At 60.1% G+C, this 14,528-nt stretch carries 8 protein-coding genes; 7 read left to right on the top strand and 1 reads right to left on the bottom strand.

What is annotated here, in order from left to right; all coding sequences use genetic code 11:
- The 7 genes from GXW74_RS27190 to GXW74_RS28725 all read left to right on the top strand — a co-directional run.
- A partial coding sequence (locus GXW74_RS27190) for a hypothetical protein (protein ID WP_211849985.1) occupies positions 1 to 1,077 on the top strand: 1,077 nt, incomplete at its 5' end.
- Positions 1,037 to 1,870: a recombinase family protein gene (locus tag GXW74_RS27185; RefSeq protein WP_338148355.1), complete on the top strand. Its 834-nt coding sequence runs from the start codon at positions 1,037 to 1,039 to the stop codon at positions 1,868 to 1,870. The genes GXW74_RS27190 and GXW74_RS27185, both read left to right, overlap by 41 nt.
- Positions 1,871 to 2,216: 346 nt before the next feature.
- Positions 2,217 to 2,954 (top strand): hypothetical protein, encoded by a 738-nt coding sequence (locus tag GXW74_RS27180; RefSeq protein ID WP_211849983.1) that lies wholly within the window; start codon positions 2,217 to 2,219, stop codon positions 2,952 to 2,954.
- Between the two features lie 288 nt (positions 2,955 to 3,242).
- Positions 3,243 to 8,162 carry a DEAD/DEAH box helicase gene (locus tag GXW74_RS27175; RefSeq protein ID WP_211849982.1) on the top strand — a complete coding sequence of 1,640 codons (4,920 nt, stop codon included), beginning with the start codon at positions 3,243 to 3,245 and terminating at the stop codon, positions 8,160 to 8,162.
- Complete coding sequence (locus GXW74_RS27170; protein ID WP_211849981.1) at positions 8,159 to 9,466, top strand: SIR2 family protein; 1,308 nt, start codon at positions 8,159 to 8,161, stop codon at positions 9,464 to 9,466. Before GXW74_RS27175 ends, GXW74_RS27170 begins: the two co-directional genes overlap by 4 nt.
- The gene (locus GXW74_RS27165) at positions 9,453 to 11,159 is read left to right on the top strand and encodes an ATP-binding protein (protein WP_211849980.1); all 1,707 of its coding nucleotides are present in this window, start codon (positions 9,453 to 9,455) and stop codon (positions 11,157 to 11,159) included. Before GXW74_RS27170 ends, GXW74_RS27165 begins: the two co-directional genes overlap by 14 nt.
- A 193-nt stretch (positions 11,160 to 11,352) precedes the next feature.
- Positions 11,353 to 12,285, top strand: a complete 933-nt coding sequence (locus GXW74_RS28725; protein ID WP_211849978.1) for an HNH endonuclease — start codon at positions 11,353 to 11,355, stop codon at positions 12,283 to 12,285.
- Positions 12,286 to 12,394: 109 nt separating this feature from the next.
- Here GXW74_RS28725 and GXW74_RS27155 read toward each other — a convergent pair whose 3' ends face one another.
- Entirely contained in the window at positions 12,395 to 14,239 is a 1,845-nt protein-coding gene (locus tag GXW74_RS27155) for a DEAD/DEAH box helicase (protein WP_211849976.1), read from the bottom strand.
- Positions 14,240 to 14,528 lie beyond the last annotated feature (289 nt).

Genomic DNA, 14,528 nt, shown 5'->3' with positions numbered 1-14,528 from the left:
AGGTTTTCATTGACGGGAAGATCCGTCGATATAATATATCGAGAAGTGATTGTGGCACCTCGCACCAACTCCCCCACCCCACTGCTGAAACCTTGGGGCGATCTCGCCGATACCGTCGCAGATTTGGTGAAGATCGCGCCCGACATCGCGCCGCGTTTCATGTTGCTTCCCAGGCGCGGACTTCACGCAATTGCCGTCGCCCTTCACGTGGCGAAAGCGGCGCACGAGCCCGTGGTGAGCATCGCGTCGCGCATCACCCATACGCATCCTCGTAATCTTCTCCGCGAGGCCATGCCGCACGCCGTACCGCAACTCTATGCGCTGTTCGACCGAGCCACGGTTCCGGCATGGACGTTCGAGACCTACGTCGCGTTCGACCGTATTCTTCGCACGCGCGTAGCCTCCACCCTCCTGGAGGCTGGGGAGCTAACTCCTAGCCGCATCGAGAGCGCAGCCGCGCTCCTTGAAGTTGATCCCGTGGTGTGGCGCGCGCGGAAGGCATATCGCTACGACCATGAGCGCAAGCGCCTCGCGACCGTTGTCGAGTTGCTGCGTTCCCTGCATCTGCTCAATGAGCTTGGGGAACTGCCAGACGGCGCTGGACGCAAATCGGTCTACCGGCGGGTCCGCACTGACCTTGCCCGCGCGCGGGCATCTGACCGAGCCTTTCCCGCAGTCCCCGGTTGGGCCAAGGTCGAAACCGTCGGCGACCTCTGGGAGATTGGAGAACGACTGAAGATCTGCACCAGTCCCGGCCATTGGGGGTCAGCGGGCTACGCGCTGGGGCTGATCTTCGGTCAACACGTATTCCTGCACAATCGGCAGCATGACCTTCTTGCACAGGTGCAGTTCATCGTCGGCAACGTCTGGACCGTCGCGCAGATTGCGGGCGTGCGGAACCGAGATGCACCTGCTGCGGTTCGTCTGGCCCTGGACGAGGCGCTTACTGCTGGTGGCCTTCTCCTTGTCCCGTCCTCGGCCGACGAGGCCCTGAACGAGGTCCTGCGCCAGGACCGCGCGCGGGACCCCTTCTTCGATGATACTGATGACGAGGGTCATGCGGACATGGCCGCCTAGCGTGGCCGGGTTTGAGGGCCACCACGGGCCGTTGGACGACCAACCAGATATAGGCCGGTGCAGGCCGCCCGGGGCTCATGAACTGCCGGACCCCCGGAGTGCGTCCTCGGGGCGTTCCAAAAGTCACGGCATTCTTCGCGACGAGGCAAGCACGGCGATGGTCCGCTTGCCCCGACCGACCTGGCTCCCTGGTAGACGAGCCGCGATCTACGCTCGTGGCACGGCCCGTCTCGATGTCTCGGCCACCAAACAGGAGATGAGCCTCCGGGCATTGGCCGACGACCTCGGCCTGCGAGTCGTCCGCGTTTTTCAGGATACCGCACCAAGCACGGTCGGCAGCCGGGAGTCGAACAACGCATTGAGAAAGCTCCTTCTCGTGCTGCGGAGTGGCGTGATCGACCTGGTCGCGATCTGGACGCTGCCTGCGGTCGGCGGGTCTCCTGGCGCAGTGTCGGCCTTCCTGATGAGCCTCCGGGATGCCAGGATCGAGCTTCTCGTCCATGCTGAAGATCCTGATGACGCGGTCGCATCTGGCCGTGCCCTGATCGCTGCTGCTCCGCATTTCGAAGCTCTTGGCAAAGCGGAGCGGAGGCAGAGGACGCTGGTCTCCCAGGCCCAGGCGACCTCCGCTGGAAGGCACATTGGACGGCCACCGATCTCGTCGGAGAAGGCCGAGCGAGTGATCGCCGCGTTGAACGAAGGGGCCGGGGTTCGCGCTGCCGGGCGAAGGGCTGGCGTCTCCGCCGCCTCTGCATCTCGTATTGCCCGATGGGCGTGCCGAAGCACCCGATGATCGCATCGCCCAGGTAGCGTCTCGCCAGCAGAGCCCTACGTCGTCGATGGGCTAACCGCCATCACGACGCGCCCCGGACCGCCTGGAACGGCTGGCGTGTCGGCGGCGCTTTGCATCGTCGAATGATTTAGGTGGGGTCGCCCGCGACTGCTATGTACCTGATCCCCGGTGGCCCACGCGGTTGCCGTGAGTCCTCCTCGGTTGGAGGACAAAGCCATCACCGGTGTGACGGCGGGCAGGCTACTCACCCGTATCGGCGAACGTCGTTGATCGGAGGCCGTAGACGCCGGGGCCGCAAGGCTCCGTATGACACTTTGTTGGTGGCCAGGCAGCCACCAGGAACACCATGGTCAGCACTTCGAGCGAAATGCTCCACGCACTTACTACAAGCACGGGATTCCATGATCTGGAAGAACAGCGTCAGCGTTTGAGGCAACGACAGGCACTTCGGACGCAGATCCTCACATCGGGATGGATGTGGGACTACATATGTGATCGCATCGATGCCTCTCCGAACGAGGGATTGTTGAATGCCGAGCTACTGGCACACGGCGTTCAACCCGCTTCGCACATCGTTGGGGGCTTCGACGGAGCGGCCTCGCCGGGGGACTGGGCGTGCCAAATCTGGCGCGAACCTCGCGAGGACTGGGAAGTGCCGGGAACGGACTTCTTCAACATTGACCTTTGGTTCGCCGTCCCAGTGGGGCGACCTGTCAGCTACGACGACCGCCTGAAGCCAGTAGATGACGGGGGAGAGGCCCGCCGACGGGCTTTCAAGCTGATAAACCGAATCCAAGCGAGACACAGCGATCCGAGCGACATCCTCCTTGATCTACTCGTCGCCAGATCCCTCGGTTTCCGTTGGAATGCAGGCACCAAAGAGGACGACTTTGCATTTCATCGCTTCGCGGAATCCAATCGGGGCCTCCAAGATCGGATCGAGGTGATCGAGGTCTTGAACGATCTACTGGCGAAGTTGAGCGATCACGACTTGGTCGCGATGGAGCGCGTCGTGAATGGAGACGGCCCCCTCGCTGGGGACGTGGCCCGGGCGGTCGGGGCGCTGCGCTCGATGGCGAAGTAAAGGAGGGGTCATCTGACGGGTTACCGCTCTACCCTGAGCGGTAGCTCTCGCCAGGCAAAGGAACGCCGCCGAAATCGAGCCATCAGCACACCGTGCCGAGAGCTTCCTTCCTAGCTCGGACGCTTGGGCGCCTTTTGTCATCGGCAGCTATGGCACCTGACCAGTCTGCCATTCTACTATCGCGCGAATCGGCGATTTTGGGCACGGGCGCCGAGTTCCGGTCGGACGTGCGGTCAGTCGGCCTGCGCTTCAAGGCCGTATTCGGAAGCATGGGGAGACGACCGCGCGATGAGCAGCCTGCGTGAACTACTGCGTCAGTTCCGTGATTCCGCCCGAAGTGAACGCGAGAAGGGCACCTACTTCGAGCGCCTGGCGGTCGTCTTCATCAAGAACGACCACGGCATGGCGCAGGAATACGAGGATGCTTGGCTGTTCTCTGAATGGGCCACGGCCAACGGCCTCGACGGCCGAGACACTGGCATTGACGCTGTTGCCAAGGTTCGCGGGGAAGACTCGTTCTGCGCGATCCAGTGCAAGTTCTACCAGGAAGGCCACCGCATCCAGAAGGCGGACATCGACAGCTTCTTCACCGCCTCCGGCAGGCGGCAGTTCGGTCGACGCTTGATCATCGACACCACCGACGCACCTTGGAGCCAGAACGCCGAAGCGGCTTTGGTCGATCAGGAGAAGCCGGTAACGCGCATCGGCCTCGACCGCCTCGAAGAAAGCCCCATCGACTGGTCCGCATACCTCCTCCGTGACGAGGTACGGATCGGGCCACGCAAAACGATCCGACCCCATCAGCAGGATGCCCTGGCGGCCGTGCGTACGGGCCTGGCGGGAGCCGACCGTGGCAAGCTGATCATGGCCTGCGGCACGGGGAAGACTTTCACGAGCCTCAAGATTGCCGAGGACCTGGTAGGCAAGGGAAAGACGGCACTCTTCCTTGTCCCCTCCCTGGCCCTCATGAGCCAGACCATCCGCGAGTGGACGATAGACACCGATACACCCCTGCGGGCCTTCGCGGTCTGTTCGGACGTCCAGGTCGGCAAGCGCCGCAGGTCCGACAGCGATGTGGCCGAAATCGAGACCCACGACCTCGACTATCCCGCCACCACGGACCCCGCAAAGCTCACGGCGAAGGCAAAGCGTCCTGCCGTCGACCGCATGACGGTGGTGTTCTCGACCTATCAGTCCATTCAAGTCATCGCCGACGCTCAACAGCGCCATGGCTTGCCGGAGTTCGACCTCATCGTCTGCGACGAGGCACACCGCACGACGGGCGCGACCTTGGAAGGCGAGGACGAAAGCAACTTCGTCAAGATACACAACCAAGCCTTCATCGCGGGCAAGAAGCGCCTGTACATGACGGCAACGCCACGCGTGTTCGGCGACGCGGTGAAGGCCAAGGCGAACGAAGCATCCGCCGTCCTGTGCTCCATGGATGACGAGGCCCTGTACGGCCAGACGCTTTTCACGCGTGGCTTCGGCTGGGCGGTCGAGAACGGCCTCCTCACCGACTACAAGGTGCTCGTGCTCGCGGTGGACGAGCAGATGGTCAGCGGCGGGGTCCAGCGCCGCTTGGCGGACGGCACCAGCGAACTGAAGCTCGACGACGCCACGAAGATCATCGGTTGTTACAAGGCCCTGACCAAGCAGGACCTCAAGGCGGAACTTCTGGTCGATCCGCTGCCGATGAAGCGCGCACTCGCGTTCTGCAAGGACATTGCAACGTCGAAGCTGGTTCAGAGCGAGTTTGGCGCTGTAGTCCAGGAGTACCTGGCCTCCGACGAGGGCAGGGAGACGGAGGGCGACGCGCAGCCCTTGGACTGCCAGATCGAGCATGTGGACGGCACCTTCAACGCCAAGCAGCGTACGCGCCTGCTCGACTGGCTGAAGGAGGAACACGGCGACCATGCCTGCCGCGTTCTAACCAACGCGCGCTGCCTCTCAGAAGGCGTGGACGTGCCCGCGCTCGACGCCATCCTCTTTATGCACCCGCGCAAGTCACAGATCGATGTGGTCCAGTCCGTCGGTCGTGTCATGCGGCGGGTGCCGAACAAGCACCTGGGATACGTCATTCTGCCCATCGGCGTGCCTTCGGGCCTCACGCCGGAGGAAGCGCTCAACGACAACGAGCGCTATCGCGTCGTTTGGCAGATCTTGAACGCTCTCCGTTCGCACGACGAACGCTTCGACGCGATGATCAACAAGGTTGACCTGGGTGTAGATGTATCCGACCACATCGAGGTCATCGCCGTATCGAACAAGCTACCAAACAAGAAGGATGCCAAGGAGCAGAAGCCCAACATTGGTCAGGGCAGCGCGCCCGATCATGACGATGAGCGCGAACAGGAGCCGAGTGACGACAAGATCGCGGACCCTGCGCAGATGGACTTCGTCTTCGACGAGTTCTCCAAGGCCATCATGGCCAAGATCGTCAAGAAGTGTGGCCGCCGGGACTACTGGGAAGATTGGGCGACCGACATCGCCAGGATCGCAGAGGTCCACATCACACGGATCACTGCGCTGGTTGCGAAGCCCGACACCCTTGAGCGGGCGGCCTTCGAAACCTTCCTCACCGAGATCCGGGACGACCTCAACGATAGCATCAGCGAGGCTGAGGCCATTGAGATGCTGGCGCAGCATCTCATCACCCGGCCGGTCTTTGAAGCACTCTTCGAGGGGTACAGCTTCGCGGAGGCAAACCCTGTCTCCAAGTCTATGCAGACCGTCTTAGATGCCTTGCACGAGCATCACTTGGAGAAGGAGACCGACAGCCTTCAGAGATTCTATGAGAGCGTGAAGCGCCGTGCTGCTGGCATCGATATGGCCGAGGCCAAGCAGAAGATCATCGTCGAGCTATACGACAAGTTCTTCCGCAACGCCTTCCCGAAGATGACCGAGCGGCTGGGCATCGTCTACACGCCCGTCGAGGTCGTCGACTTCATCATCCATTCGGTGAACGAGGTACTGCAAGCCGAGTTTGGTCAGACCCTCGGTAGCCAGGGGGTTCACATCCTGGATCCTTTCACAGGGACAGGCACGTTCATCACACGCCTGCTGCAATCGGGCCTCATCAGATCCGAGGAGCTTGAGCACAAGTACCGGCACGAGATTCACGCCAACGAGATCGTGCTCCTCGCCTACTATATCGCCGCCATCAACATCGAGGCCGCCTACCATGGTGTGGCACGTGGTGAGTACGTGCCGTTCGAGGGCATCTGCCTCACCGACACGTTTCAACTCTACGAGCAAGACCGTGACCTGTTCAGCGACCTGATGGCGGACAATAGAAACCGCCGTACCCGCCAGAAATCGCTGGACATCCGGGTCATTGTTAGCAACCCGCCTTACGTTGAAGGACAAGAAAGCAGCAACGATAACGCTCAAAACTTGAAGTACCCAAAATTGGATGCTCGCATCCGAGAAACCTATGCGGAACGCTCCAACGCCACGCTGAAGAATTCCCTTTACAACAGCTATATCCGAGCCATCCGCTGGGCAAGCGACCGTATCGGTGATGCGGGTGTGGTGGCCTATGTCACCAATGGCGGTTGGATTGACGGTAGTTCGACGGACGGGCTTCGTAAATCCTTGGCTGAAGAGTTTGCCAACATCCACATCTTCCACTTGCGCGGGAATCAGCGCACATCAGGCGACCGTTCGAGGCGAGAAGGCGGTAAGATATTCGGTAGTGGAAGCCGCGCACCAATCGCCATTACTATCCTGGTAAAGAACCCGAATGCCGCCGAGCAAGGTCGCATCCGCTTCCATGACATCGGGGACTATCTTACCCGAGAGGATAAGCTGGCCACCATCGCCCGTTTTGGTGACATAGGCGGGATCGCCCGAGGAATGGGCTGGCGCATGCTCACACCAGATGAGCATGGTGATTGGTTGAAGCAGCGCGACAAGGGCTTCGACGCCTTCATTCCCATGGGCGAAAAGAACGGAGAGAGTACCGATAGGATTTTCTTAAATTACTCAAGAGGCATAGCGACGAGCCGAGACGCGTGGGTCTTTAACTCAAGTCGGGAAGCTTCACTCAAAAACATGAGTGCTATGATTGGATTTTATAACAGCGAGGTTGATCGATTCGAGGCTGCGCATCGGCACATTGACCGCAAGGCGCGTGAGGCGGCCGTGGACGGCTTTATCGACACTGATCCAAGAAAGATCAGTTGGACGCGCGGTCTGAAAGACAGCTTGGCGAAGAAAAAGCATTTCCACTTCGACGAAAGCTGCGTGGTTACGAGTCTGTACCGCCCATTTTCGCGCCAGTGGCTATATTTTAACCGCTCCTTCAATGAAATGGTGCTGCAAATACCACGTATTTTTCCGCACTCCGAAAAGGAAAATCGCGCAATCTCGATCAAAGGGCGCTGGTCGGGAGAGGGGCAGATCGCTCTCATGGTCGGGGCTACCCCAAGCGACCAGCCCGATGGTGGTGCGCAATACTTCCCCCGGTATTTTTACGACGACGAAGCGGCGGCGCAGGACGATGACCAGCACGCTGATCTGCTGGAAGACGGGGGCGCGGTCGGTGACCGTCGACGCCGCGATGCCATTGGGGATTCGGGCCTCGCGCACTTCCAGGCCGCATATCCCGGCGAGGCGATCACCAAGGACGATATCTTCTACTATGTCTATGGCCTGCTGCATTCGGACGAATACCGAACCCGCTATGCGGACAATCTCTCGAAGCAGTTGCCACGCATCCCGGCGGTGAAGCAGGCGGCCGACTTCTGGGCTTTCGTGGAAGCGGGCCGGAAGCTGGGCGATCTGCACTGCGACTACGAAGCCGTCGAACCGCATCCGGTCGTGTTCGCGCGCGGCGATACCTCCCTGGTGCCGCCTTCCGATCCGACCAGCTTCTTCCGCGTGGGGCAGATGAAGTTCGCAGGGAAGCGCCCGAACCTCGACAAGACGACAGTCGTCTACAATTCCAACATCACGATCACCGGTATCCCGCTTGCCGCTTATGAGTACGTCGTGAACGGCAAGCCCGCGCTCGAATGGGTGATGGAGCGTCAGTGCGTGAAGACGGACAAGGCGAGCGGAATCGTCAACGACGCCAACCGCTATGCCATCGAGACTGTCGGTGATCCCCGGTATCCGCTCACGCTCTTCCAGCGCGTCATCACCGTCAGCCTGGAGACGATGAAAATCGTGAAGGCCCTGCCGCCCCTGGGGGACCTGTCGTGACAGTCTGGGATCATTGGAACAAGACCAAGGCAAGCAGAGCGAATCTTCGGCTCCTGGTCCCGGGCCAAGGGTGGGTCGCATACGCGGATCGTCTGGACGACGGAGGCCATGTCACTGCGCGCGGTATCAAGGACGACATCGAGAGTGCTCTCATCAATGCACTGTCTGCTTCAAACTTTCTGAGCCTTCTTGGAGCCGGGGCGTCGCTGTGCGCTCGCGACGAATGGGAGGATGCGGTTGCTCCATCGATGTCCGATCTCTGGTCTGCGGTAGAGACCGATGTTGGTGCCGCCACTTTCGCTTCGATCTGCGCCAGGTTTCCGAAGGCGAATGTCGGCAAGAACATTGAGAAGCTCCTGAGCCTCTGCAAGGTGTATCTTGAACTCAATGAGGCCGCCCTGGATGCAGATGTAGACGTGGCCGGAGTAAGGGAGTTTGTCGCCCGCGCCGAAGCCTGCATTCTGGCAAAGGTGGACTTCGTTGGCAGAGACACGCTTCTGCCTGCGCATGAGGCGTATGTCAGGAAGATTGGTCGCCGTGGCTTTCGCAAGGCGAGGGCCAAACTCTTCACGACCAACTACGACCTAGCCATTGAGGAAGCCGCGCGTCGCGCACGCTTTACGATCATCGATGGTTTCTCCCACTCGCTCGATCAGATTTACGACCGCCAGCACTTCGAGTTGGATATCGTACGGCGGGACGCGGGCAAGGATGCACCCGACTACATCCCCAATGTCTTTCAGTTGTACAAGCTGCACGGCTCCGCCGACTGGCGGCGCGTAGGTGAGGAGGTCGTGCGCTCCCGTGACAACGGGAAGGGTCGACCTGTTCTCATTTACCCACGTTCGAGCAAGTACCAGGAGGCGTTTGATCCTCCGTACCTTGATATGATGGGCGCATTTCAGGCCGCATTGAGGGAGCCCGATACGTCTCTTGTCGTCGCTGGTTTTGGCTTCAATGACGACCACATCAGTCGCCCAATCATTTCCGCGCTGGAATCCAATCTCTCGCTTCGGCTCATCATCTGCGATCCGAGCTTCATCCTCTCAGCGGCCGAACTTCGTGGTGTCGATGCCGAGCCACCTGCCCATGCCGTCCAGGTCGCGGGATCACACGCCAATGATTTTCTGACGAAGATCATGCGGCTGGCAGACCGGGGCGATCCTCGCATTCACCTGATGAACGGCCGCTTCGAAGATTTGGCCGATGCGCTGCCTGACCTGATCGGCGAAACCGACCGTGAACGTCACATGCAGCGCGTGAAGGCGATCCGCGACCAGGGCCGCGTCGATGTCCGCGATTAGCCCCGTTGATCCCGACAAGTACATAGGCACGGTGACCCTTGTTAGTGCCAGCCAGGTGCAGGCCAACCTACCCATGGCCAGCGCCCATCCAGAGCGGCGGGCTCTCTCGCGCGGCGCAGTGGGTGATTTTGTCTTCATTGATTGTGAACGGACCAAGCTCCTAGGCCGGATCACTGAAGTCAGGATACCTGATTCGGAACGCCTTTCGGTCGAACCTCATCTTGGGGCTTCGAGCACGCCGCACCCTATCGGCCGTATCCAGCTACTCGCCACCGTGGTTGATGGCGATTCGAAACTTGCACGCGGAGTGAACAGCTACCCGAAGATCGGTGACGGTGTGTTCCAAGCCAGCGCCGAGGTACTAGCGCAAATGATCGGGCGTAGCGCCACCATGACAGGTGAGATCAGTATTCCCATTGGTTTGATCGAAGCCGGAAGCCGAAGCGTCATCGTCGAGTTGCCGCCCGAGAAGCTGTTCGGTCGTCACTGCGGCATCTTCGGTGCGACCGGTGGCGGGAAGAGTTGGACGGTTGCGAGCCTCATCGAGAAGATCAAGGCGCAACACGGGAAGGCTATCGTCCTCGACCCGACTGGCGAGTTTTGCAGCGTAGCGGGGATCGATACGATCTTCGCCTTTGACGGCGGTACGCCGAACGCACTCCATGTGCATTTTCCCTACACCGAAATCACCGAAGATGACCTGTTCTCGCTGCTCCGCCCGTCGGGGCAGAGTCAGGGACCAAAGCTGCGTGACGCCATCAAGAGCCTGAAACTCGTTCGCGCCTTGGAGGGCACCACGCCGCCGGGTCTGCGAGTCGTGGACGGAGTGGTAGAGAAGGCACAACGTCCGCGTGGAGTGTACTTCAACGCCATGCGCGCATATGCCGCCGCCATTCATGCTCCTGGCTGCGATTTCGATATCACTAAGCTTGCGGAGCAGATCAAGAACGAATGTGTTTGGGCCAACGGCCAGCCAGGCAACTTCGGGAACTTTCACGATCAGTCGTATGGGTACTGCGAGACGCTATGCTCTCGCATCTCGACCCTGATCCATTCCCGTGAATTGGAATGTCTGTTCCAGACGCATGGTGTATCGCTCGTGGACGAGATTGCCACCTTCCTTGATGATCCGAAGCGCGACGTTGCGGTGATCTCGTTCAGGGAAGTTCGATTCGAGCACAGTACGCGCGAGATTCTACTGAATATCATCGGGCGATACCTGTTGGGCCTCGCTCGCGCTGGGCGCTTCCGGGATGCCCCGCTCGTCGTGTTTCTCGACGAGGCACACCAGTTCCTGGGCCGAGCCGTAGGTGATGAGTATGGAAGCGTACGTCTCGATTCATTCGGCCTGGTCGCGAAGGAAGGTCGGAAGTATGGGCTGACCTGCGTCCTGGCGACGCAACGCCCACGCGACATTCCGCAGGACGTACTGAGCCAACTCGGCACTTTGATTGTTCACCGACTAACCAACGAACAAGACCGAAGCACCGTTGAACACGCGTGTGGTGATCTCGACCGGTCGGCGACGCAGTTCATCCCGATGTTGGCTCCTGGTGAGGCAATCGTCATAGGTCCAGACCTGCCGACACCGTTGCCTTTGAGGATGCTTCGGCCGAGGTCACCGCCAGATTCCAAGGGGCCGCAGTTTCAGGCGCATTGGGCGGACCGGCGACGGGAAGCCCAGGTGACATGACGACCGATGCCGGGCACTCATTCAGCACGAGTTGGGGCAGCAAGAGTCTTCGACGGAACCGACACGGATGCCTTCCCGGCATCGCGGCGCGGTACGCCATCCGGAATGGTAACTTAGCTGACGGTGCGGCAGCCAGTCGGCTTGTCGGGGAACAGGGATGACAACTTTGAGGTTGGGAGACCTCCCGCAGCCCGTGGTCGCTGCGAAGGCTGACTGGTTGGTGGCCGATCACTGGATCGGCTTCACGCCGTCGGACGACACTCTGAACGCTCGTGCTCGATGCCAGAGTACCATTCACTCGCAGGCGGGCGTCGGATACGTCGTCGAGTACATCACGCAGACATTTGGCGAGCCGAACCCTGGCTTCGAGACTGACCCCAAGTACCTCGATGAACGCGCGGCACACAGCCTTGTCGCGGGCCGTTTGGTCGCGGTGCACCGGCTCCGGCCAACCGCCCGGTCGCTCCGCGAGATCATTGGCGAAGAAGACTTCGCGGACCTCCAAGATAAGTGGGCGAAGAGTGGAGAGCGGTACCGTTGGTCGGTCGCCTTCCCCATCATTGAGAGCTACTCAGTCGTCAGCAGACCCTACGCCACGGAGATCTTCTCGACGACAGCCATGCGCCGCGTTTTCGGCCACCCGTCAGCGACGCTGCGGCCACTGAACGACGAAGAGCGTGCGGCCATCGCGGATCTCGTGTTGGAGCCTCGGAGCACATCGAACGCCTGGCTCGGGATCGAGGACGAGGTCGCGATGGCGGAGATGGGTGGGATCGACCCACGCATCCGGACCCTCATCGAGAAGGACCTCGCGGCGTCAGCGATGGAAGGACTCACTGCGGAACAGCGGGTCAAGGCCAAGCTCAGGGCGGCGTGGCTCGCGAACAAGTTCGCCAAGCAGCGGCGAGATGCAGGCACTCTGGTATGTGATCATTGTGGCTATGACGCCGTTGCACGTGCATCCGGCACCGGTGTTCGGCCTCGCTCGCTTTTGGATGTCCATCATAAGAAGCCGCTGGACGAAGGCGTGAGGTACACGACCGTCCTGGACTTCGAGTTGCTTTGCCCGACCTGCCACAGGTTTGCTCACGAGATCATGCGCGTCGCTCGCTTGGCGACGGGATGAAATTCGGATGGTTGCGTCGCCCTGTTGGTGCGCCTCGTTGTGTTGCCTCCCGCCTTCGGCCACGGAGTTCGAGCCGGTGTCTCGGGTAGGGACGCATCCTGACCTTGCGTCAGAGGCCGGACGTGGCTGCATCCTTGAATATGGGCCAAGTCCGACCATAGTCGGACAGCTTTGGCGCTGAGCATATCACGGTCAGGGAGCTACCTCCGGGATCGCGTTTCAGTCGCGTAATTGCTGCGTAGATTGCAGCCATGTTTTCTGGGGTCATCGTGTGCCCGACATGCAGTACGAGCGTTCGGGTCTCCCATCCTTTGAAGCTGTGAAGCGTCGTAGCTTTCACCCGGGGCTGCCCGAGAAAGAAGGCCATCTTCCGGCGATCTTGCTCCGCCTTACGCTCGGCGAAGGTGTGAGCACTGAAGATCCCCAGCGGCTCGCGATCAAGTTCTTCCACGACTTGGAGGCCGATTTCATGAGAGTCAGACAGGAATGTGATGTCGGCGTTCGAAGTTCCGCGTTGAGTGCCTGATTCTTTCATCATATCCAGAATCGCATTTACGCATCGACTCACGACATCCTGGTCATCGCACTGTATCCACTCCAGATCACAGGGAAATATCCCCAACTCGCCCTGGTCTGGCTGCGGGATTATACGTGTCGCGCTCGGCAAGAATCTCTCTGCAAAATCCTGGCAGAGCGAAAGGAGCTTCGGCGGCAAGCGGTAGCTAACATCAAGCTTGGCCCAGCCCCCCGAGAAGCCCGCGCCTGTCATCGCCTCTTCAGTCCAATTGCTCGCTTTCGCGTATACGTCCTGGGACGTATCCGCCACGAGAAGCATCTCCCCGTGCTCGCGAAGCGCGCCCCTGAGAGCGTTCCACCAGAGGGGCAGGTAGTCTTGACCCTCATCGACGAGGATCGCGTCGTACTTCGCTTCATCAGGCGCGGACACAGCGGCCGTCCGCGCAAGTTCAGGCACTTCTTCGTCCAAAATTCGCGGCAGAATTGGGCGTAGGCGACGCGCTTCCTCCCGGGGTTGCAGCTTGAGTTCCTTGATTTTTGTCACTGGCGACATGATTTCTGCGTACCGGTCGGCGAAGTCATGATCCCAGCAAACCGCCCCACACCATTCGTGAAAATGGGTAAAGGTCAGGTGCCCAGGCTTCGATCCGCCCCTTCGCGCGCGGACGACAAGATCGCGAAGATAGTGCCACAGGGTCATGTTGTAGGTGACGATCAGCACATCCTTGCCTTCGTCAATCAAGCTGGCGGCACGAGCCGCAAGAACGAGGGACTTCCCCGATCCCGCTGGGCCACGAATACGGCGATAGCCGCTTCTCGTTCGGCTCTCCGCGAGATTGCGCTGTGCTCGGTCTAGTTCCAGTGGCCGACGTTGTTCCTTCGAGAAATCAGGCTCGACCAACCAACTGCGAAGGTCGTCGGCAAGTTCGGGGCGCATGTGTGGCCTGCCTTCTCGCCGCAATAAAGGGACAGCAACATCTACTTGCTCACGTGCCAACTCTTCGCGGCCAATGATTGGCCAGAACTCTTCCCGGCGTGCTCTCTCATTGTCCTTCAAGAAAGGGAACTGGAGTTCCCGTACACGATCCGCATCGGCGTTGGGAAAAATCAGCCCGGCGTTGATTGCGCCGAAGCCGAACTTCTGTTGCAAGCGAGGACAGTAGATGTTGAAAATTGCTTCCTTGTATCTTCGGATTTTTTCAAAGGGATTTTCGACTGAAAAGGGTCGCCCGTCGCGTGGCTTTGCGATCAGTTCTTTGTAGCGGGTGGGATACTCCTTGACGCTATACTGCATAGCGTCAAGATTCCAATCCTTCACCTCATATACACCGATCCCCACCTCAGGGTTCAGGAGCACGAAGTCCGGGCGCAGCCCGTTCAAATGGGGTTGAAGATAAAGTTCCCACTTCAGGGGCAACAAGCTATCGAAGAACTCCAAAACCGCCCGCTCGCCGACAGTCAATGGCTGCCGAAGACGCTCGTGCTCCGAAACGGGCGGCTCTATTATTCTCATCATTCCTTGCCTAGTTCTCTTGCGGGAGACTTTATACAACCCATTCTGGAATGCTACCGCTGATTATGTCCCTCAGGAGAATGGTGCCTATGGCTGCATGAAGCGTTTCCCGATGTCGAGGTCGTCGGACCCAGCCGGAGTCATGGCGGCCTCAAGAGGTCTTCCAACAGATGGCCGCTCCGCGACCCGAGAGAGGGGGCCTAGAACCAAACTC

Origin of the sequence: Neoroseomonas eburnea (genome assembly GCF_018129005.1) — a bacterium.
GTDB classification, from domain to species: domain Bacteria; phylum Pseudomonadota; class Alphaproteobacteria; order Acetobacterales; family Acetobacteraceae; genus Neoroseomonas; species Neoroseomonas eburnea.
Note: the sequence above shows the minus strand (reverse complement) of the source record. Positions and strands in the feature narration are given on the sequence as shown.